This window comes from Pseudomonas sp. McL0111 (assembly GCF_052567255.1).
In genome coordinates this window covers 3,605,001-3,626,821 of sequence record NZ_CP199585.1, presented here as the reverse complement: position 1 = coordinate 3,626,821, position 21,821 = coordinate 3,605,001, and the positions used below count along the sequence as shown (strand labels likewise).

At 59.0% G+C, this 21,821-nt stretch carries 19 protein-coding genes and 2 rRNA genes (1 of these 21 only partly in view); 5 read left to right on the top strand and 16 right to left on the bottom strand.

Going from position 1 to position 21,821, the window contains the following annotated elements:
- Positions 1 to 302: 302 nt before the first annotated feature.
- Complete coding sequence (locus tag ACTWLJ_RS16565; protein ID WP_445177606.1) at positions 303 to 791, bottom strand: SRPBCC family protein; 489 nt, start codon at positions 789 to 791, stop codon at positions 303 to 305.
- A 198-nt stretch (positions 792 to 989) separates the two neighbouring features.
- Here ACTWLJ_RS16565 and ACTWLJ_RS16560 point away from each other — a divergent pair, with 198 nt between their 5' ends.
- Complete coding sequence (locus ACTWLJ_RS16560; protein WP_445177605.1) at positions 990 to 1,910, top strand: ADP-ribosylglycohydrolase family protein; 921 nt, start codon at positions 990 to 992, stop codon at positions 1,908 to 1,910.
- Between the two features lie 54 nt (positions 1,911 to 1,964).
- Complete coding sequence (locus ACTWLJ_RS16555) at positions 1,965 to 2,369, top strand: lysozyme inhibitor LprI family protein (protein WP_445177604.1); 405 nt, start codon at positions 1,965 to 1,967, stop codon at positions 2,367 to 2,369.
- A gap of 139 nt (positions 2,370 to 2,508) precedes the next feature.
- Here the strand turns inward: ACTWLJ_RS16555 and ACTWLJ_RS16550 are convergent, their stop codons facing one another.
- The 9 genes from ACTWLJ_RS16550 to ACTWLJ_RS16510 all read right to left on the bottom strand — a co-directional run bounded on the left by ACTWLJ_RS16550 (position 2,509) and on the right by ACTWLJ_RS16510 (position 12,213).
- Complete coding sequence (locus tag ACTWLJ_RS16550; protein ID WP_445177603.1) at positions 2,509 to 3,534, bottom strand: histone deacetylase family protein; 1,026 nt, start codon at positions 3,532 to 3,534, stop codon at positions 2,509 to 2,511.
- A gap of 139 nt (positions 3,535 to 3,673) precedes the next feature.
- Positions 3,674 to 4,903, bottom strand: coding sequence for a Zn-dependent hydrolase (locus ACTWLJ_RS16545; RefSeq protein ID WP_445177602.1), 1,230 nt, complete (start codon positions 4,901 to 4,903; stop codon positions 3,674 to 3,676).
- A 23-nt stretch (positions 4,904 to 4,926) separates the two neighbouring features.
- Complete coding sequence (locus ACTWLJ_RS16540; RefSeq protein ID WP_445177601.1) at positions 4,927 to 6,237, bottom strand: MFS transporter; 1,311 nt, start codon at positions 6,235 to 6,237, stop codon at positions 4,927 to 4,929.
- 215 nt (positions 6,238 to 6,452) lie between these two features.
- Positions 6,453 to 7,775, bottom strand: a complete 1,323-nt coding sequence (locus ACTWLJ_RS16535; protein ID WP_445177600.1) for a purine-cytosine permease family protein — start codon at positions 7,773 to 7,775, stop codon at positions 6,453 to 6,455.
- 111 nt (positions 7,776 to 7,886) lie between these two features.
- Complete coding sequence (locus tag ACTWLJ_RS16530) at positions 7,887 to 8,861, bottom strand: biotin-dependent carboxyltransferase family protein (RefSeq protein WP_445177599.1); 975 nt, start codon at positions 8,859 to 8,861, stop codon at positions 7,887 to 7,889.
- Entirely contained in the window at positions 8,858 to 9,730 is an 873-nt protein-coding gene (locus ACTWLJ_RS16525; RefSeq protein WP_445177598.1) for a 5-oxoprolinase subunit B family protein, read from the bottom strand. Before ACTWLJ_RS16525 ends, ACTWLJ_RS16530 begins: the two co-directional genes overlap by 4 nt.
- The gene (locus tag ACTWLJ_RS16520) at positions 9,727 to 11,100 is read right to left on the bottom strand and encodes an acetyl-CoA carboxylase biotin carboxylase subunit (protein WP_445177597.1); all 1,374 of its coding nucleotides are present in this window, start codon (positions 11,098 to 11,100) and stop codon (positions 9,727 to 9,729) included. The genes ACTWLJ_RS16525 and ACTWLJ_RS16520 overlap by 4 nt, the downstream gene beginning before the upstream one ends.
- Before the next feature lie 10 nt (positions 11,101 to 11,110).
- Positions 11,111 to 11,356 (bottom strand): acetyl-CoA carboxylase, encoded by a 246-nt coding sequence (locus tag ACTWLJ_RS16515; protein WP_445177596.1) that lies wholly within the window; start codon positions 11,354 to 11,356, stop codon positions 11,111 to 11,113.
- A 98-nt stretch (positions 11,357 to 11,454) separates the two neighbouring features.
- On the bottom strand, positions 11,455 to 12,213 hold the full coding sequence (locus ACTWLJ_RS16510; RefSeq protein WP_445177595.1) for a 5-oxoprolinase subunit PxpA: 759 nt from the start codon (positions 12,211 to 12,213) through the stop codon (positions 11,455 to 11,457).
- 125 nt (positions 12,214 to 12,338) lie between these two features.
- On the opposite strand from ACTWLJ_RS16510, the gene ACTWLJ_RS16505 reads away from it, so the two are divergent.
- Together ACTWLJ_RS16505 and ACTWLJ_RS16500 are read left to right on the top strand one after the other, a co-directional pair.
- Positions 12,339 to 13,256, top strand: coding sequence for a LysR family transcriptional regulator (locus ACTWLJ_RS16505; protein ID WP_445177594.1), 918 nt, complete (start codon positions 12,339 to 12,341; stop codon positions 13,254 to 13,256).
- 73 nt (positions 13,257 to 13,329) lie between these two features.
- Positions 13,330 to 14,250: a LysR family transcriptional regulator gene (locus tag ACTWLJ_RS16500; RefSeq protein WP_445177593.1), complete on the top strand. Its 921-nt coding sequence runs from the start codon at positions 13,330 to 13,332 to the stop codon at positions 14,248 to 14,250.
- Here ACTWLJ_RS16500 and ACTWLJ_RS16495 read toward each other — a convergent pair.
- From ACTWLJ_RS16495 to ACTWLJ_RS16485, 3 genes are read right to left on the bottom strand one after another with little or no spacing between them, the layout of a single operon-like run.
- The gene (locus tag ACTWLJ_RS16495; RefSeq protein ID WP_445177592.1) at positions 14,244 to 15,173 is read right to left on the bottom strand and encodes a 2-hydroxyacid dehydrogenase; all 930 of its coding nucleotides are present in this window, start codon (positions 15,171 to 15,173) and stop codon (positions 14,244 to 14,246) included. The genes ACTWLJ_RS16500 and ACTWLJ_RS16495 overlap by 7 nt on opposite strands.
- A complete protein-coding gene (locus tag ACTWLJ_RS16490; RefSeq protein WP_445177591.1) occupies positions 15,170 to 15,925 on the bottom strand; it encodes a class II aldolase/adducin family protein in 756 nt (251 codons plus the stop codon). Before ACTWLJ_RS16490 ends, ACTWLJ_RS16495 begins: the two co-directional genes overlap by 4 nt.
- Complete coding sequence (locus ACTWLJ_RS16485) at positions 15,922 to 17,223, bottom strand: MFS transporter (RefSeq protein ID WP_445177590.1); 1,302 nt, start codon at positions 17,221 to 17,223, stop codon at positions 15,922 to 15,924. Before ACTWLJ_RS16485 ends, ACTWLJ_RS16490 begins: the two co-directional genes overlap by 4 nt.
- A gap of 155 nt (positions 17,224 to 17,378) precedes the next feature.
- On the opposite strand from ACTWLJ_RS16485, the gene ACTWLJ_RS16480 reads away from it, so the two are divergent.
- Positions 17,379 to 18,338, top strand: a complete 960-nt coding sequence (locus ACTWLJ_RS16480; RefSeq protein WP_401218109.1) for a LysR family transcriptional regulator — start codon at positions 17,379 to 17,381, stop codon at positions 18,336 to 18,338.
- A gap of 12 nt (positions 18,339 to 18,350) precedes the next feature.
- Here the strand turns inward: ACTWLJ_RS16480 and mrdA are convergent, their stop codons facing one another.
- The 3 genes from mrdA to ACTWLJ_RS16465 all read right to left on the bottom strand — a co-directional run.
- Complete coding sequence (gene mrdA / locus ACTWLJ_RS16475) at positions 18,351 to 20,243, bottom strand: penicillin-binding protein 2 (protein ID WP_401218107.1); 1,893 nt, start codon at positions 20,241 to 20,243, stop codon at positions 18,351 to 18,353.
- A gap of 236 nt (positions 20,244 to 20,479) precedes the next feature.
- A 5S ribosomal RNA gene (gene rrf, locus ACTWLJ_RS16470) occupies positions 20,480 to 20,595 on the bottom strand.
- A gap of 150 nt (positions 20,596 to 20,745) precedes the next feature.
- Positions 20,746 to 21,821: ribosomal RNA gene (locus tag ACTWLJ_RS16465) — 23S ribosomal RNA — on the bottom strand; it runs 1,818 nt beyond the window's last position.

The following is a 21,821-nucleotide window of genomic DNA, read 5'->3' as shown; positions in this document are numbered from 1 at the left end:
CCTTGCAAATGGTCGATCATCCGTGATCCTGAAACACTCCCTGTGCTTCAGTTGATGTGGCTAGATTACCGATGGAACCGCATCGGCAATAGTCGACATAGCTACCATGGCGTGTAAGACATTCGCCATAGCGCGCCTTCCGAAAACCCTTAGTCCTGTAGGGAGTCGAGCGCCGAGGCTGCGAGATCCGCGACTTTCAGCTGTCTGAGCGCCTGTGGCTGCTGGTTATCGCTCACCGTGCACCCGTTTCGGGTCGACGGCCAGCCAGCCGCGCAGCAACCAGGGTTCAAACATCAATCCAATCAATCCTTGTCCCGCTCACGCGCCTTGGCGCTTTCAACAAGATAATTTTCCAGTCTGCTCAATTGCTCCTCCCAGCCACGGCTGTCCATGTAATAGGCCTCCTTCTGACGCACATCGGGAATATGCGCAAAACCGGATTCGGAGACCTTGAGCAAGGTTTCGCCGTTGAAGTCCTCCAGCTCGAACTTGACCAGCGTGGTGGGCTCCTGGGAATAGTCGATTTTCGGATTGACCGCATACGGGTGCCAACGAAACGAAAACAGCTGCTGCGGCTCGACCCGTTCGACCAGCACATTCCACAACACATGTTCATAACCGGGATACGTGACCTGCCCCTGCGTCCACTCGCCAGCGATAAACCGCCGATCCTCCAGCGCAACGCCAAACCACTGGCCGAACGCCTCGGCATCGACCAATGCACGCCAGACATGGGAGCGTGTCGCCTTGAGCATGATTTTGCGTTCGAAACTGTTAGGTACTGGTTTCATACGTCACCTCCTGTTCTGAACAGTAGGCTTGTATGACCACATGTCCAACCTGAAGTTGTATCAAAGCAGTAATAGCTTCTTATCTGACAGGAAACATCCGGCGGCATTTACTGACCGGAAATCCTGCGATTTCAAACACCACGCACACGATGAAACTGTTACCTTTTTCCGCGAATCTGGACGAAACAGGGACGAATCATGCAGCCATCCTTATCCGAACGTTATCGCGGAGCCTTGCTCGGACTGGCTTGCGGCGACGCAGTCGGCACAACGCTTGAGTTCAAGCCACGGGGTTCATTCCAGCCCTTGACCGATATGGTCGGTGGAGGTCCTTTTCATCTCAAGCCCGGGCAGTGGACCGACGACACTTCAATGGCGTTGTGTCTGGCGGAAAGTCTGCTGAACAAAAACGGCTTCGATGCCGCTGATCAGATGGGTCGCTACCTCAACTGGTGGAAATGGGGATACCTCAGTTCGACCGGTGAGTGTTTCGATATTGGCATGACGGTCAGTCAGGCCTTGGCGCAGTACCAGCAGACCGGTGAGCCTTTTGCCGGATCGACCGACCCGCTCACGGCCGGCAATGGTTCACTGATGCGACTGGCACCGGTGGCGTTGTTCTACTTTCCTGACACCCGACAAATCCAGAAATTTACTGCCGACAGCTCGCGGACAACCCACGCAGCTCCTGAAGCCATCGAATGCTGCCAATTGTTTGCCAGCCTGATCGTTAACGCCTTGCTGGGTGCCTCCAAAACAGAGCTGCGCAGCTTGCCCCTTTCTACCTTCAGCCAGACTAAAGTCGCAGCGATTGCGCGGGGGCATTACCTCGATAAATCTGTAGGCGAAATCCGCGGCAGCGGATATTGCGTCGAGTCGCTGGAAGCCGCGCTTTGGTGCTTTCATCACACAGACAATTTCACATCGGCGATTCTGCAAGCCGCCAACCTGGGCGACGACGCCGACACTACTGCAGCTATCGTTGGCCAGTTGGCAGGGGCCTACTATGGGGTTCGGGCCATTCCTGCCCACTGGCTGGAAATGTTGCATGAAGGCGAGGAAATTGCGGCAACCGCAGATCGCTTGCTGGAAGCATCCAGGCGACAAGTGTCCGAATAAGGCTCCGGGGACCGCTACACTGTTCTGCACTCCCATTAACACAGCGAGAACCTCATGTCCCTACGTATGCTTCTGGCCCTGACACCACTGCTGTTCACTTCCCTCGCCCACGCCGCCGTAGACTGCGCCAATGCCAACGATCAGGCGACGATGAATCAGTGCGCCGGGCAGGATTTCAAGGCAGCCGATAATGAGCTGAACAAGGTGTATCAGCAGATCAGCGATCGATTGAAGGACAACGCGGATACCAAAAAGCTGCTGGTAAGCGCGCAGCGAGCGTGGGTGGGGTTTCGTGATGCGGAGTGCAAGTTTTCTGCGTCCGCCGTATCGGCCGGGAGTGTTTATCCGATGATTTACAGCAATTGCCTGGCGGGCGTGACCAAAGTGCGGGTCGATACTCTGAAGGAGTATTTGAAGTGTGAAGAAGGTGACATGAGCTGTCCGGTGCCTGGGGCCTGATTTTTCGAAATATTGATGGCCTCATCGCTGGCAAGCCAGCTCCCACAGGATTTATGGTGTTTAGGGATTAAGTGAACTCACTGAAATACCTGTGGGAGCTGGTTTGCCAGCGATAGCGTCCTGTCAGATCACATCAATATCAGAGCTGCCAAACTTCGCCATTCACAAAAAATGCCCGCGCATTGTCTTCAAGACTTTCCAGATGATAACCACCCTCCTGCACGATCAGGCAGGGCAAGCCAAGGCTGCGAATCCGCTCGCCCAGCGCAGCAAAACCTTCACGGGTGACCGCGACTTTGCTCTGCGGGTCCAGCTCATAAATATCGAAGCCCAACGACAGCACCAACACCTCGGCGCCGAACTCGCGCACTGCTGTCAGTGCCACTTCCAGTTGACCAAGAAAATCCGCCTCACTCGCACCGTGGGCCATTGGCAGATTGAGATTGCAGCCCTCCCCCGCACCCGCGCCACGCTCTTCGGCAAACCCGGCCACGCCCGGGTAGAAGTTGGTTGGATCGCCATGCACCGAGACATACAGCACGTCATCGCGGTCGTAGAAAATCTCCTGAATGCCCTGACCGTGGTGCATGTCGGTGTCGAGCACCGCGACTTTGGCGAACTTGTCGCGCAGCACCTGCGCTGCCACTGCCGCGTTGTTCACGTAGCAGAAACCACCGGCCGCTTCGGCGCGGGCATGGTGACCCGGCGGACGGCACAGGGCATACGCCGCCGGCTCACCATCAATCAACGCCCGGGCGCCAGCCACTGCGCTTTGCGCCGACCAATAGGCCGAACGCCAGGTCTGCTCACCCACCGGGCAACTGCCATCCGCCAGATAGCGTGCAGCCTGAGCGAGGATGCCGCGCAGGGCATTCGGTTCGCGAACGAAGATGTTCGACATCACTTCATCGCCCCAGTCTTCGGGGATTTCCTTCCAGCGTGCGTGAGCCTCGTGAAGGAAAGTCAGGTATGGCGCACCGTGTACCGCCAGCAATGGGGCGAGACCGGCGTCGGTTGGTTGCTCGACGCTGAAACCCAAACCGTGCGCGGCCTGGACCAGACGCTGCGCACGTTCCGGGACTTCCTGCGGTGTGCGCATCTGGCCACGGGAGTAGTAACTGCGTGGATGGTGGAGCAATTGTTCGGGATGGAAAAAACTGCGCATGGGGTGAATTCCTGTCAGTCAGCAAATGCGTTCAACTGTAGGAGCTAGCCTGCTAGCGATTGCGTCCTGTCAGTCACCGAAAATATTGGATGACATACCGCTATCGCTAGCAGGCTAGCTCCCACAGGGGGTTGGGGCTTTATTCGGATATTTCGGCGCGGGCTAGGACGGCGTTGAGCAGCACGTCGGTGCCTTGTCGCACATCCTCGGGCAACACGTCTTCGGCTTCGTTATGGCTCAGGCCACCGACACACGGGATGAACACCATCGCCGTCGGGCAATAACGTGCGAGCAGAATCGCGTCATGCCCGGCGCCACTGACAATCGATTGCTCAGCGTAGCCCAGCGCGTCCACCGCCTCTTGCACCGCCGCCACGCACTCGGCGTCGAACGGTGTCGCCGGGCTGATCCAGTGCGGGGTAATCGTCAAGCTCAAACCGCGCTCATCGGCAATCGCCTGCAAGCGCGTGCGCACTTGTTGTTCCATCTCAGCGATGGCCTCGTCGCGGTGATGCCGTAGATCGACAGTGAAATTCACCAACCCGGGAATGGTGTTGCGCGACGATTTATTGATGCTCAATTCACCGACGGTGGTCAGACCTTGCGGCGCAAAATCGGTGGCCAGCGTTTCAATCGCCTGAATCATCCGTGCCACGCCATACAACGCGTCTTTGCGCAGCGGCATCGGCGTGGTGCCGGCATGCGCGGCCATGCCTTCGACGCGCACATCGAGCCAGCGAATCGCTTGACCGCCCGTCACCACACCAATGCTTTTCGCATTGTCTTCGAGGATCGGGCCTTGCTCGATGTGCGCTTCGAAATACGCATCCACCGCGCCGCCCAATGGCCGATCACCGGCATAACCGAGGCGCTGCAATTCTTCGGCAACGCTGACGCCATTGGCGTCACGCACGGCCAGCGCAGCATCCAGATCCATGATTCCGGTAAACACCGCCGAGCCGAACATCGCCGGGGTGAAGCGTGCGCCCTCCTCGTTGGTCCACACCGCGATTTCCAGCGGTTTGCGGGTTTTGATCTTCTGATCGTTAAGGCAGCGCACCGCTTCGAGCCCGGCGAGTACGCCGTAGACACCGTCGAAACGCCCGCCTTCAGGCTGGGTGTCGAGGTGACTGCCCATCATCACTGGCGCGGCGTCCGGGTCAGTGCCGGGGCGGCGGGCGAACAGGTTGCCAATGGCATCGACGCTCAGGCTCATGCCCGCCTCACGGCACCAGTGGGCAAACAGTTCGCGGCCTGCCTTGTCTTCATCGCTCAACGCCAGACGGCAACTGCCGCCGCGAGCCGTCGCGCCGATTTCGGCCATCGCCATCAGGCTTGCCCACAGGCGTTCGCCATTGATTTTCAACATGAGATTTCTCCTGGAATTCGGGATCAGGCCTGAGCCATTTCTGCGCGATGGGCGCTGGCATGGCGGCGCGCGAGGGACAGCACGCAGATCAGCGAAACAGCGGCGATCAGGCTGTAGAACACCGCCAACGGCCACCATTGGCCGCTGAATTTATGCGCGAGCAGGGTGCCCACCAGCGGCGTCAAGCCACCGGCCACCGCGCCGCAAATCTGGTAGGCCAGCGAGATCGCCGTGTAACGCACGCGGGTCTCGAACATGCCGCTGACGTAACCGGCAATCACCGCATAGAACGACGCCATGCACACCACCGCCAAGGCGATACCGAGGATGATCAGCGGTGCCTGCGCCGAACTCACCAGCACAAACATCGGGTACGGCGAAGCCATCGCCAGCAGCGACATCAGACACAGAAACCGCGTAGCGCCGATCTTCTCCGCCGTCCACGCCGCCAGCGGCTGAACGCAGAACTGGATGATCGCGACGAAGAACAGGCATTCCAGAATCAGCGAGCGTGGCAGCGCCAGTTGTTGCGTGGTGTAGGCGATCATGAAGGTGTTGGTGAAATACACCCCGGCGATCCCCAGCGTGTTGGCGCCGATGCACAGCAACAGCGGACGCCACGCGGTACGCAGGACCTCCATCACCGGTGCCTGTTCTTTGCGCGTCTCTTTACTGGCCTGCTCACGGCTGGCGAGAAATTCCGGCGACTCATTCACACCCAGACGAATCGCCAGACCAACCACCAGCAACAGCGCACTGGCGAGGAACGGCAGACGCCAGCCCCAGCTCATCAAGTCTTCTTCTGGCAGACGTGTTACGGCACTGAACGCCAGCAGCGAAAGGATCAAACCTGCCGGGCTACCGAGTTGAGCGAACGACGCAAAGAAATTGCGCCGACCCTTCGGCGCATGCTCGCCTGCCATCAACACTGCCCCGCCCCACTCGCCGCCGACGGCGATGCCCTGGACCACGCGCAACACAATCAACAGCACCGGAGCGGCCGCGCCGATCTGTGCGTAAGTCGGCAACAGACCAATGCACACCGTGACCACACCCATCATCAACAGCGTGATGATCAGCGATTTCTTGCGGCCGATCCGGTCACCGATGTGGCCGAATATGATCCCGCCCAACGGCCGCGCAAAGAAGCCCACGGCAAACGTACCGAACGCAGCCATGGTGCTGAACAGCGGATCGTCGGAAGGAAAGAACAGCGCGCCGAACACCAGCGCGGCGGCGGTGGCGTAGATGTAAAAATCGTACCACTCGATCATGGTGCCGATGAAGGCAGCGGCGGCCGCACGGCGCGGCTGATTCGAAGCGTGGGGCTTCATGGGTCGGGCTCCTTTTGATTTGTTTTTGGCAGGAGGAAAACGCTAAATCCGCGGCACTCTGAAGGTGCCTGTCTGGGGGTGATTTATCGTCTCGGGGCTATGATTAGTCAATTTTCTATTTATTATTCCGACTATTACTCAAGCTTATAATCGAACACAAAAAAAGCCCGCTCCCCCTTAGGGAACGGGCTTGTTTGAATGACAGCGTTGCGCTTCTACTCGGTCAACGGCAGGCGCAAACGGCTGCGACGGGACAAACCTGCCTGCAAGCCAAACGCGACGATCACCGTGGCCGGCGCAGAAAAACTGCTCAAACCACCGCCCGCCAGCATCAACCCTAGCCCCAACGCAGTCGCGCCGAACCATGCGCTCAAACCAACCGGATTGAACGCAGGCACACTCTCCAGCGCGCCTTCATCACTGCGCCCGCAGAGGATTTGCGCCAATGCCACACCAACCCAGGCCACGACGAAAATCCCCTGATAAGCCAGCGCTTTGAGCAGGTAGGCAAAGACATCCGCAAGCATCAAACCGTAGACGATCACCCCGACGACCAGCGCCCACACCAGGTACGAACCGTTGATGCGAAAACGCGCAAAAAACGCCTGCATGTTCAGCGTCGCCAAGTAGTAATTGGCAGTGTTGATCCGGGTTTGCGTGGCCCAGACAAACAGCAGGCCCCACAGCCCCATCAACTGCAAAATCGCCATCACCACCGACACTTCACTCAGTGCACCTTCGTGCGGAATGCTGCTGACCAGATAGATCCCCGCCGCGCCATTGAGCAGAAACGTCACGGCGTAGAACGGCATGCCGAAATTCCAGCGACCGTGGTATTCAGCATCTTCAGGCTTGCCGAAACGTGCGTAATCGAAGGTGAACAGCATCAAAATCCACACGCCCATGTAGGCGACAAAGCAATGCCACCAGCCAAATGCGCTGGGGATTTGCGGGCCGAAATCCAGCCACTGCGGCTGGTAGCCGTAACGGCTGATCGACAACCCTACCGCCACCAGCAGTCCGCCGAGATACACCGGCAGCAACAGGCCGTTGAGCTTGTCCAGCCAGTGCTGCACGCTGCCGAGAATCATCGGCACGCTGTACAGCACCACCAACAATGCGGCCAGCGGATAAACCAGTTCCGGGTACAGGTGATGGAGCGCAACGGCGATCACCGAGCCTTCGAACACCGCGTAATAGATCGCCGTGGAAAAGAAGATCAACGTCGCCAGACACGCCCCGGTACTGCCGAACAACAACCTGGAAAACAACGCCACCGACAAGCCGCTGCGAATCGCGAAGCGACTGAGCACACTGTTGACCAAGCCATAACTGATCACCGACAGCAGCATGCCGATCAGCGCATTGCGTGCGCCGTACGACAAGGCCAGCGAGGCGCCGACGACGATGTAGAACATCGCACTGCACACTGCCCACCAGGCCATGGTCAACGACAGTCGGCCCATGCGCGCTGCGGCTGGAACGGGATGATTGGCCGGGTCCTGCCCGGTTTGACTCGATTGCGATAAAGCAGCCATATGCGTGAACTCCAAAACCAGTCAAAGGTTGAAGCGCGGGCAGGCGCCACCACACCAGCGTGTGGCGGCGACGTACCGTTTGGCTTTACCCGCGCGATGCGGCGGGCAGTATCAGGAAGGGAACAGCTTGCTCAGGCAGCTGAGTTTTTTCTTATAGGAACGTCGTGCTTGCAGTGCATCTTCCAGAGTCACCGCGACGAAACGCGCTTTCTGGTTGGGTTGCATCTGGCCGATCAGGTCGAGATCGGCGCTGATCACCGTGCCGATCATCGCGTAGCCGCCACCGGACACCGCGTCGCGATGCAACACAATCGGTTCGAGCCCGGCGGGGACCTGGATCGAGCCGATCGGGTAGCAACTGTCGACGATGTTCGAAGGATCGGAGCCCGCGCCGAACGGTTGCTCGCGGGGTTGAAAGCTCAGGGCGTTGCCACCCTTGAAGCGGTAGCCGATGCGGTCGGCTTCCGAGCCCACCGTCCAGGCGTCAGCGAAAAAGCTGTCTGCCGCCGCATCGGTCAGGCGGTCGTAGTACAAACCCGGAACCACGCGCAGAGTGATTTCGCCACCCAGCGATTGCCGCAGCGCCATCGGCAAACTCGCCCCGACTCTTCCCTTGCCGCTAGCCACGCCAATCGGCAATTCATCACCGGCGATCAAGCGCCGCCCCTGAAAACCGCCGAGCGCGCCCAAGGCATAGGTTGAGCGACTGCCGAGCACCAGCGGCACATCGATGCCACCGGCCACCGCCAGATAAGTGCGGGCCCCGACCTTGGGGAAATCGAATCGCAGCACTTGGCCGGCCTTCACCGCGAACGCGGTGTCGTGATGCATTTCCACGCCATCGACCCGAGGCGTCATGTGCGCGCCGCACACCGCCACCAGCGCATCCTGCTGAAACTCCAGCTCCGGCCCGAGCAACGTGCACTCCAGCGCCGCCAGCCCCGCCGGGTTACCGACCAGTTGATTCGCCGCACTCAAAGCATATTGATCAAGCGCGCCGGAGGGCGGAATGCCCAAGTGGTAATAGCCTTCACGTCCGAGGTCCTGTACCGAGGTGGCGAGACCGGGTTTGATGACCTTGATCATGCCAGCACCTCCTGCAACGACTTGGGATAGCCGACCGGGTCGGCAAGGAACGCATCCAGCGAAAACTCCACCGGACGAATCCGCAGATCGAAGCGCCCGGCCTCGACCTCAGCCACCGCGTGGTCGTAGGCTTCGCGATCCATCGGTTTGAACTGCACGATGTCACCCGGACGGAAAAACACCATGTGCTCTTTCAAGTACGCGAGGTTCTGCTGCGGGTCGTAGATCGGTGCCGGCGTCACGCCAAACATCTGATAGCCGCCGGCGCCGCGCACTGAGTAGATGCAGCCGAAACAGCCGCCGTGACCCAGGGTCAATTTGGGCGTGTCGGTGCGTGGCCGCAGGTACTTGGGCACCTGCAACTGGCGTTCACGCTCGACCATCTGAAACATGAACGGCAGCCCTGCAACGAAGCCGACCATCGAGACAAACCACGGCGCGCCGCTGTGCGCTGCGATAAACGCATCGACATCCGCCAGGCCGTTGATCCGTGCGGCGTACTCCAGATCGGTAGAACTCGGGTCTTGATGACGGTCGCGAAAACGCATCAGGGTTTCGTGGGTCCACGGATCGTTATAGAGCACCGGAATCTCGATGATCCGCGTGTGCAACGTGCGCTCGGCGACTGCTTCGGCCTCTGCGCCTTTGACAGCCTCAAGCAGGGTCTGCGGCTCGATACGATCCGGGTCGAATCGAATCTGGAACGAGGCGTTGGCCAGGCAGACATCCAGCACGCCATCGAGCGCCAGACGCTCGACTGCACGGGTGACCGCCATGCCCTTGAAGAACGCCTCAAGGGACATGCTGTCGCTGACTTCGGCGAACAGATGTTCGTCGGCGCCAAAGCTATAGCGGATTGGCTTACTCATGACTTACCTCCGCTACGGCGCTCGGCCAGCCAGGTTTCCAGGGTGCCGGTGTGGAAGTCGGCGCTGTGCAGCCAGGGTTGCTCCAGCAATTCGCCATGCAGGGACAAGGTGCTGGCCATGCCGGTGAGTGTGGTTTGCGCCACCGCTGTTTTAGCAAGAGCCAAGGCCTGGGCACGGTTCGAACCATGGACAATCAACTTGGCCAGCAGCGAGTCATAGTACGGCGGCACGCGGTAGCCTTGATAGAGATGGCTATCGACCCGAATACCCTCGCCTTGCGGCCAGCTCAGTGCTTCGACAAGACCGGGACTTGGAAAAAAGTCTCGCGCCGGGTCTTCGGCGTTCAGGCGCATTTGCAGCGCGGCACCCTTCAGCTGGATGTCGCTTTGTTTGAAGCCCAGCGGCTCGCCACCGGCAATACGCAGCATCGCCTGGACCAGATCGATCCCGGTGATCAACTCGCTGACCGGATGCTCAACCTGAATCCGCGTGTTCATTTCGATGAAGAAGAACTCGCCCGTCGCGTCGTCGTACAGATACTCCAGAGTCCCGGCGCCTTTGTAGCCCAGGGACTCGGCAAGGCGCACGGCACTGGCGCAGAGTGTTTCGCGTTGCTGCGAATTGAGTACCGGTGAAGGCGCTTCCTCGAAAATCTTCTGCCGCCGACGCTGCAACGAACACTCGCGCTCGAACAGGTGCACGGCGTGCTGACCGTCACCCAGCACCTGCACTTCAATGTGCCGGGCCTTGCTGATGAAGCGTTCCAGATACACCGCACCATTGCCGAACGCAGCCTGGGCTTCTCGTTGCGAGCGGGGGAATTCTTCGATCAGTTGCGCGGCGTTTTCCGCCAGTCGAATGCCTCGCCCACCGCCGCCGGCCGAGGCCTTGATCAGCAATGGAAAACCGACCAGCTCGGCCGCCTTGAGCGCCGCGTCGACATCGAACAGTTCACCCGGTGAGCCCGGCACCACCGGCACACCGGCCTCTTGCGCGGTGCGTCGTGCTTCGGCTTTGTCACCCATGCGCCGGATAGTTTCCGGGCTCGGGCCGACAAAAATCGCCCCGGCAGCGAGTACCGCTTCAGCGAAGTCGGCGTTCTCCGAAAGAAAGCCATATCCGGGATGCACTGCGTTGGCCCCGGTTGCACTCAGCGCAGCAAGCAGCGCCTCGACGTTGAGGTAGCTTTTATCGGCACGCGCCGGGCCGAGAATGTGTAGCTCGTCGGCCATGCGCGCGGCCATGGAATCGACGTCCGCCTCGCTGCACGCGGCAACGGTCGAAATGCCCAGTTCTTTGGCAGCGCGGATGATCCGCACGGCAATCTCGCCACGGTTGGCGATGAGTAATTTGCGAATGGCTTGAGTCATGATCGCGCCCTCACTCGTCGTCGAGTGTTGCGATGACCTGACCCGGTTCCACCGGATCGCCGTCTTCTACCAGAAACGCGCCAAGGCGACCGGCCACTCCGGCGGTCAGTTCGGAAAACTGCTTCATGACTTCGATCAGGCCGATCACAGTGTCGGCGCTGACCTGCGCACCGACCTCGACGTAGTTCGCCGAGTCAGGCGTAGCCTTGCGATAGAAAGTCCCGGGCAACGGGGTGATTACAGTGTGTTCGGCCATGTCTGTTCCTCTTGGAATAGTTGTAGAAAGGCAGGCAAAAAATTGATTGGTGGTGCGCGTACAGGTGCAGTCCCTGGCATCTGTGTGCCGGGTGATTTTCAGCGTGGTGCGCGAACCTTGATCCCGGCGCCATCGAGTGCGCGGCGCGTCGCCCGGACCAGCGCCAATGCGCCCGGGGTATCGCTGTGCAAGCAGATGGAATCGAATTCGATTTCCAGATCCTCTCCCTCGACCGTGCGCACTACGCCCTGCTGACAGGCACGCAGAACTCGCGTGGCGACTTGCTCCGGATCGTACGCACGCACGTTGCGGGTGAAGACGATCGAGCCGCTGAGGTCGTACTCGCGGTCGGCATAGAACTCGCGAATCACCGGTTGGCCGAGTTCGTTGGCGACCCGCCAGATCACCGAATCGGGCATGCAATACAACAGCAATTCCGGCTCAAGCCGTTGGAGGTTTTCCACCAGCAAACGGGCGGCCTCCTCGTCCCGCGCCAAATGCATGTAGAGCGCGCCGTGGGGTTTGATGTGTTGCAGCGCCACGCCTTGAACCCGGGCCAGTTCACGCAATGCGCCCAACTGATAAAGGATGTCGTCGACCAGTTCCTGCGCCGGGGCATTGATGTGCCGGCGCCCAAATCCCACCAGATCACGAAAGCCTGGATGTGCACCGATAGCGACGTTCAAGCGCTTGGCCTGTTCAACGGTGCGGCGCATGGTGCCGGGGTCGCCAGCGTGGAAACCGGTGGCGATATTGGCCGAGCTGATAAAGCCCATCAGCTCGTTATCGACGCCGTCGCCGATGGTCCACGGACCGAAGCTTTCGCCCATGTCCGAGTTGAAATCTACTGTCTGCATAACACTGATCCCTGACGCTTGTGACTTCGTGAGGGCCAAGTTAAATTCCGCACACCCCATTGGGAAGTTTTATAAACAGAGGGGGTATCTTCTGAAAATCAGATACCTCATCAACAGGAGCGCCCATGTCACTGACCCTGCGCCAGGTCCGCTATTTCGTCGCCACCGCCGAAATCGGGCAGATTTCTCAAGCGGCGATTCATTTGAATATTTCGCAGTCGGCGGTGACCACGGCGATCAAGGAACTGGAAGGCATTCTCGGCACGCTGTTGTTTCAGCGCTCGGCACAAGGCATGGCTTTGACCGAGGCCGGGCGGCACTTTCTCAACCGTGCCTACGTGATTCTGCGCAGTGTCGACGACGCGCTGAACAGCCCGATGCCGGACATTCACGCCAGCGGGCAGTTGCATCTGGCGGCGAGTTACACGGTGATCGGCTACTTCCTGCCGCACCATTTACAACGACTTGAACATTGGCATCCGGACGTCACCATCGAAGTCCACGAACAGGAGCGCACGGCCATCGAGCAAGGATTGCTCGAAGGTCGCTTCGACATGGCGGTGGTGCTCACGGCAAACCTCACGCACCCGGATATCGTTTCGGAGATCCTGTTCAATTCCGAACGCCGGTTATGGCTGCCCAGCCATCACCCGTTGTGTGAGCGCTCGTCGGTCAGCCTCGCCGACGTCGCGCGCGAGCCGTACATCCTGCTGACCGTCGATGAAGCCGAACAGAGCGCCATGCGCTACTGGGAAAACGCGCACCAGCAACCGAGCGTCAGGGTGCGCACCAGTTCTGTGGAAGCGGTACGCAGCATGGTCGCTAATGGCAGCGGCGTGGCGATTCTTTCCGACCTGGTGCATCGCCCCTGGTCGCTGGAAGGCAAACGCATAGAAACCCTGACCATCAGCGACAAGGTAACGCCGATGAGCGTGGGCCTGGCGTGGCATCGCACGCGGGAATTCAGCCCGGCGATGCACGCCTTGCGTAACTACTTCCATGACGCGTTCCTCGCCCCGCAACAGCTGTCGGCACGACGTTGAAAGCCTGCTGCGGCACTGGCAACGATGCTAGGATCTGCCATCTGCCGACTTCATCAATTCTCGCCGAGTGCCTATGCAACGCCTGCTCAATGATCGTCTGGACTGGAACCTGTTACGCACCTTCCGAGTGATCGGCCAGGAACTGAGCATCAGCCGCGCCGCTGCGCGTCTGCACCTGACGCAACCGGCGGTGAGCCAGGCGCTCAAGCGTCTGGAGGAACAGTTGGGTCGGCAATTGATCGCTCGCCGGGGGCCGCGCTTTGCCCTGACCGAAGTCGGCGAACAGATCTTCGAACTGGCCGGTGAAATCTACGGGCAGATGTCGCAGGTCAGCAGCCTGCTGGAGCAACCGGCAGACGAGGTGATCGGCAAGGTGCGCCTGCTGATCATCAGCCGGATTTTTTCCGAGCGTTTCGACGACTTCCTCGCTGACTTCCACCGCCAGTATCCACGGGTGGATCTGGAGGTCGATGTGATGCGCAGTTCGGACATCGTCAGCGCGTTGCAGGAGAAGACCGCAACCCTTGGCTTGAGCCTCAATCGCCGACCACAACCGCGTCTGGAACAGCGCCTGTTTCTGCGTCAGCGCTATGCGTTTTTCTGTGGCAAGCACCATGCGTTGTTTGGTCGCGAAGACGTCAGCGAAAGCGATTTGCAGCGCGAGAATTTCGTCAGTTTCACCAGCGACCAGATCGGCGGCATGCTTTCGCCGTTGACGATTTTTCGTGATCAACAGGGCTTCAGCGGACGCATTGTTGCGTCATCGCCGAGCCTCGAGGAAGTGCGCCGATTAGTGATTGCCGGGTTCGGTATTGGCTGTCTGCCGGAGCACGTGGTCGCGGCAGACGTCGAAGCCGGATTGCTCTGGCGCCTGCCGCCGCACGAAGGGATTGCCGATGTCGATATCCACTTGCTGTGGAACCGCGATCAGCGCATGAGCCGCGCCGAAACGCTGTTCATCGAACGCTTGCAGGCGTGTCTGGCGGATCAGTAACCGAGTTGCCGATCTGCACTGTTGAGCAATGATTCGCCGCTATTCAGTCGCCGAAAGTTTTCGGTAATCTGTTCGGCGATGCAATCGTGGGACGCTGCCGAAGCCATGTGCGGAGTGATGGTGACGCCGGGAGTTTTCCATAATGGATGCTCGGCCGGTAGCGGCTCCTGTTCGAACACATCGAGCATCGCACCGCGCAGTTTTCCTTGTTTCAGGGCCTGTTGCAGATCTTCGATATTGAGGTGGGCGCCGCGTCCGACATTGACCAGCGCGGCACCGTTGGCCAACCGCTCGAAGGTCTGCTGATTGAGGATGCCACGGGTTTCATCGGTCAGCGGCAACAGGTTGATCAGCAACTCCACACCGTTCAGAAAACCATTGAAGCTGTCGGCACCCGCGAAGGTTTGTACGCCGGGCAAATCCTTGCTGCTGCGCGCCCAGCCACGTACCGCGTAACCGGCGGCGGCCAGATCCAGCGCAATCGCACTCCCCAGCGAACCGAGGCCCATCACACCGATTCTGAATTGGCTGGCCGGACGTTGCAGCGGTCGCTCCCAGTGCTGCTGTCGTTGCTGCACCAGCACTTGATCGAAGCCGCGATGATAGTGAATCACCGCCCAGCGCACGTACTCGGTCATGCCCTGCCGGTGGCCGGGATCGACCACCCGGCACACTGGCAGATCCGGGCACGATGGATCGTGTTCCAAATGATCTATCCCCGCCGCCACCGAATGGATCACTTGCAGATTGGGCAACTTGGCAAGACTGCCCGGCAATGGAAACCAGCAGGCGGCGACCTGCGCATTTTTCGCTTGCGGGTCTTCGGCCAGTACCGCTGTGAGTTGCGGCGCGCTGCGAGCGAACGCTTCCTGCAATTGCTTGAGCAACAGTGTGTCGCGGGACAACAGAGCAACGGTGTTCATGAAAGGTAGGACTCGCGCTGGGATTCGATCAGGGTCAAAGCGGCCTCCCAGGCCAGGTCGATGATGTTGTCCTGCTCATCGCGGTCGAACTGTTCGGCGGTGTGCGCGCAGATTTCCGGTGACGGGAAATGCAGCTCCGAACCACCGGCCAATGCGGCGACCTGAGCCTGGCAGGCACGCTCGAGAAAGTGGATTTCCTGAAACGCCTGAGCGACGCCAGAACCACCGACCAACAAGCCGTGATTGCGCAAAATCATCGCCCGATGCGGGCCGAGATCGGCAATCAAACGGTCGCGCTCATCCAGCGACAAGGCGATGCCTTCGTAGGTGTGATAAGCGAGTTTTCCGTAGAACTTCAGGGCGTGCTGACTGATCGGCAATAGCCCGTGTTTCTGCGCTGCGACCGCCATGCCAGCGGCGGTATGGGTGTGGATCACGCAGTTCAAATCTTCCCGCGCCATGTGGATCGCCGAGTGAATCACGAAACCTGCGGCGTTGACTCGATGCCCGGCGTATTCGGGATCGACGATGTTGCCGTCCTGATCGATGCGCACCAGATCCGAGGCGCGCATACGGTCGAAAATCACCCCGTAACGGTTGATCAGAAAATGATGCTCCGGGCCTGGAATGCGCAGAGTGATGTGGGTATCGATCAGGTCGGTCATGCGAAAGTGCGCGATCAAGCGATACAACGCAGCGAGTTCACAACGGGCTTGCCATTCGATCGGATCGATGTGGGCGGGTTTACTCACGAATACACCTCTTTGCTGGAATGAAGGACGACCGGGTTGGCGCGCAGGCGAGCCAGCCCGCACACCCCGATCAACGACACGGCAGACAGCAGGCTGAAGAACACCGCCAGCGGCAGCCATTGCCCGGAAAATTTACTGGCGAGCAGCGTGCCGATCAGCGGCGTGGTGCCACCGGCCAGCGCGCAGCTCAACTGATAAGCGATAGAGATTCCCGAGTAGCGCAGGTGCACCGGGAACGCTTGAGTCATGTAACCGGCAATCACGGCATAAAGTGCCGAGAGAATGACCACGGCGAGGGCGATGCCGAGGGTCATCAGCACGATGTTCTGCGTGCCGACCAGCAGGAACATCGGGTACGGCGTGACGATGCACAACAACGCGACGAACATCAGAAACCGGCCTTCACCGATACGCTCGGCGAGCAACGCCGACAGCGGTTGCGACAGTAGTTGGATGATCGTTACCAGAAACAGGCAATCGAGAATTGTCGCCCGGGGTATGCCCTGATATTGGGTGACGTAAGTGATCATGAAGGTGTTGGTGAAGAAGAACCCCGCCGAGCCAATAGTGACTGCGGCAGCGGCGAACAGGATCTGCCGCCAGCATTGACGAATCACGTCTTTCACCGGGTATTGCGCGGTTTCGTTGTTGTCCCTGGCTTTGGCGAACTCCGGCGATTCATGCACGCCGGAACGGATCATCAGGCCGACCATCATCAGCACACCGCTGGCGAGAAACGGCAGACGCCACCCCCAGGCGAGAAACTCTTCCGGCTCCAGTGAAGTCACCAGACGGAACGCGATCAACGCCAATAACAAACCTGCCGGACTGCCGAGTTGCGCGAAGGATGCGTAAAACGTTTTGCGCTTGGCCGGCGCGTGTTCGCTGGCCATCAGCACTGCCCCACCCCATTCGCCACCGACGGAAATACCCTGGATCAGGCGCAGCACGATCAAACCAATTGGCGCCCAGATTCCGACGCTGGCGTAACTCGGCAGCAGACCGATGCCGGCGGTGGCGAGTCCCATCAACGCCATGGTCACCAGAAGCATTTTCTTGCGTCCGAGGCGATCCCCCAGATGACCGAAGACCATGCCCGCCATTGGCCGTGCAATGAAGCCAACGGCGAAACTACCGAATGCGGCCATGGTGCTGGTCACCGGATCGCTGCTGGGAAAGAACACTTGGCCGAGCACCAGCGCGGCGGCTGTGGCGTAGATGTAGAAGTCGTAAAACTCGATGGTCGTGCCAATGAAGGCAGCGGCCGCGGCGCGACGCGGCTGAGCGGTGGTGTGCATGCAAGAACCCTGTGTATTTATAGTTTTGGGCAGGTGTCGAGGCGGCTGACGGTCACGCTCTGTGGCGCTTGTGGGCTTTATCGCTTCCGTGACAGGATTAGTCAATTTTCAAAAACTTAAGCTAACTATTAGCGTTGCTACTACCTGGAGTTTTCGTGACTTCCACTTCCAACCCGTGGGTCGGCCGGCGTTTTCTCAATGACCGGCTGGACTGGAACCTGCTGCGCACCTATCTGGTGATCGGTCAGGAAGGCAGCATGAGCCGCGCCGCCGCACGCCTGCACATCACGCAGTCGGCAGTCAGCCAGGCGTTGAAACGCCTCGAAGAACAATTGGATTGTGTGTTGATCGCGCGCAGCGGGCGGCGTTTTGAGCTGACCGAAACCGGCGAAGAGGTGCTGCGTATTGCCGTGGACATCTACGGCGATATCTCACGGTTGGGCACGGTGGTCGAGAACCGCCATGACGATGTGGTCGGCAAGATCCGTATCCTTACCGTCAGCGGCGTGCAGGCGCGGCATTACGACGAGTTCCTCGCTGACTTCCATGAAACTCATCCGAAAATCGAGCTGGAAGTCGAGGTGATGGGCAGCTCGAACATCATCAGTTCATTACTGCAAAAAACTGCCACGGTGGGGGTTGGGTTGTGTCGTTTGCCACAACCGCGATTGGAGCAGCGGGTCCTGTTTCGCGAGACTTATGCGTACTTTTGCGGGCAGCGTCATCGACTTTTCGGACAACAGAATCTGACGCTTCAGGAGTTGGCGGCGGAAAACTTCGTCAGTTTCACCAGCGATCAATTGGGTGGCAACCTGTCGCCGTTGACGCTGTTTCGCGACCAGCAGGGATTCACCGGCAAGATCGTCGCGTCTTCCACCAGTTTCGAAGAAATTTACCGGTTGATCTGTGCAGGATTCGGTATCGGCTGTTTGCCGACGCACCTGGTGCGGCGCGATGTCGAACAGGGGTTGTTGTGGCGATTGCCGCCGGAGGACGGCGTGGTGGATTTCGATATTCAACTGCTGTGGAATCGCGAGCAGAAGATGACTCAGGCGGAAACGGTGTTCCTCGACAGCTTCCAGCACATGCTCAGCTTGCGTGAGCCTGTGCTGTGAAGCTGACGCCGGTCAGACGTGCGGATCACCCGGCGCCTTGGTCGGCGTCGCGTATTCCGGCTTGAGATGGCCATCCTGGTCGAGGAGCCAGGCATCCATGATCTGCCGCACTACCGGGCCTGCCACACGACCACCGGCCTCGCCGTTCTCGATCATCACCGAAATCACGATCTTCGGATGCTCCGCCGGCGCGAAGCCGACGAACAAGGCGTTGTCGCGGTGGCGTTCAAGGGTTTTCGCGCGGTTGTAGCGTTCGCCCTGCTTGATCGCTACCACTTGTGCGGTACCGCTCTTGCCAGCGATGCGGTATTGAGCACCCACCGCTGCCGCCCGAGCAATACCACGGGCATCGTGCATCACCATCTGCATGCCGTGGTTGACCTGTTCCCAGTCATGCGGATTCTTCAGCAGAATGTTCGGTATCGGATGCTCGTCTACCGGCGCCACACCGTCGACAGTCTTCGCCAGGTGCGGACGATTCCACACGCCCTTGTTGGCGATCAATGCCGTCGCTTGAGCCAGTTGCAGCGGCGTCACTTGCATGTAGCCCTGACCGATGCCGAGGATTACCGTTTCGCCCGGAAACCACGCCTGACGGCGCGTCGCGCGCTTCCAGGCTTGAGACGGCATCAGGCCGGAGGATTCTTCGAACATATCCAGCGAAACCTTTTCGCCGAGGCCGAACATCGCCATGTAGTCGTGCAGGCGGTCGATACCGAGTTTGTGGGCCAGATCGTAGAAGTAGGTGTCATTGGAACGCATGATCGCTGCGTCCATATCTACCCAGCCATCGCCGCTGTGGTTCCAGTTGCGGTATTTGTGATCGAAGTCCGGCAGTTGGTAGTAACCCGGATCGAAGACCCGGGTTTGTGGCGTGACGACGCCGCTGTCGAGACCGGCAATTGCCACTTCCGGTTTGATCGTCGAACCCGGTGCGTACAGACCGCGCAGGACACGGTTGAACAGTGGCCGGTCGATAGAGTCGCGCAGTGCCGAGTATTCCTTGGAGCTGATACCGGTCACGAACAGATTCGGGTCGAAACTCGGGTTACTGACCATGGCGAGCACTTCACCAGTGGAAGGGTCGAGGGCCACTACCGAACCACGGCGATCACCTAGGGCAGCTTCAGCGGCTTCCTGCAGTTTGACGTCGAGGCTCAGGACAATGTTTTTCCCTGGGACCGGATCGGTGTGTTTGAGAACCCGCAGAACCCTGCCCTGAGCGTTGGTTTCGACTTCCTCATAACCAACGTGGCCATGCAGCTGAGGCTCGTAGAAACGCTCGATACCGGTTTTACCCACGGATTGGGTGCCGCGGTACTCCACGGAGTCGAGGGTCTTGGATTCTTTTTCGTTGATACGGCCGACATAGCCAATCGAATGGGCAAAGTGCGGGCCGAGTGGGTAGTGACGAACGAATTGGGGCTCAACATCGAGGCCCGGCAAACGGAACTCGTTGACTGCCAGTACGGCGATCTGTTCTTCAGTCAGCTCATAGAACAGCGTCACCGGCACAAAGGGATGACGCGACTGCTTCATGGCCTTGTCGAACACCGTACGGTCTTCGGCAGGCAGGTGCAGAAGGTTGACGACCTCGTCCAGCTCCTGATTGACGTCGGTGGCGCGCTCGCGGGTGATGATCAGGTTGTAGCTGGGGCGGTTATCGGCGAGCAATATGCCGTTGCGGTCATAGATCAGCCCGCGCGTCGGCGGGATCGGTAAGACGTGAACGCGGTTGTTCTCGGAGATGGTCGAGTGGTAGTCGAATTCCACCACTTGCAGGATGTACATGCGCACCACAAGCGCACAGCTGACGGCGAAAACGAACAAGGCGCAGGCGATCAACCGCTTGTTGACCAGCCGCGTCTCTTTTTCGTGATCCTTGATCGGGATTGGTTCTGGCATTTCTACAACAACTCTTTAACAAAGAATGTGTGCCGATCCGTGGGCATGTCATCAATCCGTTAAAAAACGAGCTGCACCATACCAAAAACCGAGCGGTCACTTCAGCGCGATTTTCCCGAATGGCAGTCCTGGCGACGGCTGGGGTCGACGTTTAGATCGAAATCGGCTTGTCAGGGACTTTCTCGGAGGCAAAACAAAACCCCAACTGCTTTCGCAATTGGGGTTTCGGAATTTAATCTTGACGATGACCTACTCTCACATGGGGAAACCCCACACTACCATCGGCGATGCATCGTTTCACTACTGAGTTCGGGATGGGATCAGGTGGTTCCAACGCTCTATGGTCGTCAAGAAATTCGGGTACTGACTCGGGACCAGATGGCCTCGCTTCAGCAAATTGGGTATGTGATAGCTTTCGGTGTTTGCAAGAGTCGAACTTTCGGTTCATTTCGTCTTCACACACCGCAATCTGGCCTTTCGACGCAAATTGCTTGGGTGTTATATGGTCAAGCCTCACGGGCAATTAGTATTGGTTAGCTCAACGCCTCACAGCGCTTACACACCCAACCTATCAACGTCGTAGTCTTCGACGGCCCTTCAGGGAACTCAAGGTTCCAGTGAGATCTCATCTTGAGGCAAGTTTCCCGCTTAGATGCTTTCAGCGGTTATCTTTCCCGAACATAGCTACCCGGCAATGCCACTGGCGTGACAACCGGAACACCAGAGGTTCGTCCACTCCGGTCCTCTCGTACTAGGAGCAGCCCCTCTCAAATCTCAAACGTCCACGGCAGATAGGGACCGAACTGTCTCACGACGTTCTAAACCCAGCTCGCGTACCACTTTAAATGGCGAACAGCCATACCCTTGGGACCGGCTTCAGCCCCAGGATGTGATGAGCCGACATCGAGGTGCCAAACACCGCCGTCGATATGAACTCTTGGGCGGTATCAGCCTGTTATCCCCGGAGTACCTTTTATCCGTTGAGCGATGGCCCTTCCATACAGAACCACCGGATCACTAAGACCTACTTTCGTACCTGCTCGACGTGTCTGTCTCGCAGTCAAGCGCGCTTTTGCCTTTATACTCTACGACCGATTTCCGACCGGTCTGAGCGCACCTTCGTACTCCTCCGTTACTCTTTAGGAGGAGACCGCCCCAGTCAAACTACCCACCATACACTGTCCTCGATCCGGATAACGGACCTGAGTTAGAACCTCAAAGTTGCCAGGGTGGTATTTCAAGGTTGGCTCCACGCAGACTGGCGTCCACGCTTCAAAGCCTCCCACCTATCCTACACAAGCAAATTCAAAGTCCAGTGCAAAGCTATAGTAAAGGTTCACGGGGTCTTTCCGTCTAGCCGCGGATACACTGCATCTTCACAGCGATTTCAATTTCACTGAGTCTCGGGTGGAGACAGCGCCGCCATCGTTACGCCATTCGTGCAGGTCGGAACTTACCCGACAAGGAATTTCGCTACCTTAGGACCGTTATAGTTACGGCCGCCGTTTACCGGGGCTTCGATCAAGAGCTTCGCGTTAGCTAACCCCATCAATTAACCTTCCGGCACCGGGCAGGCGT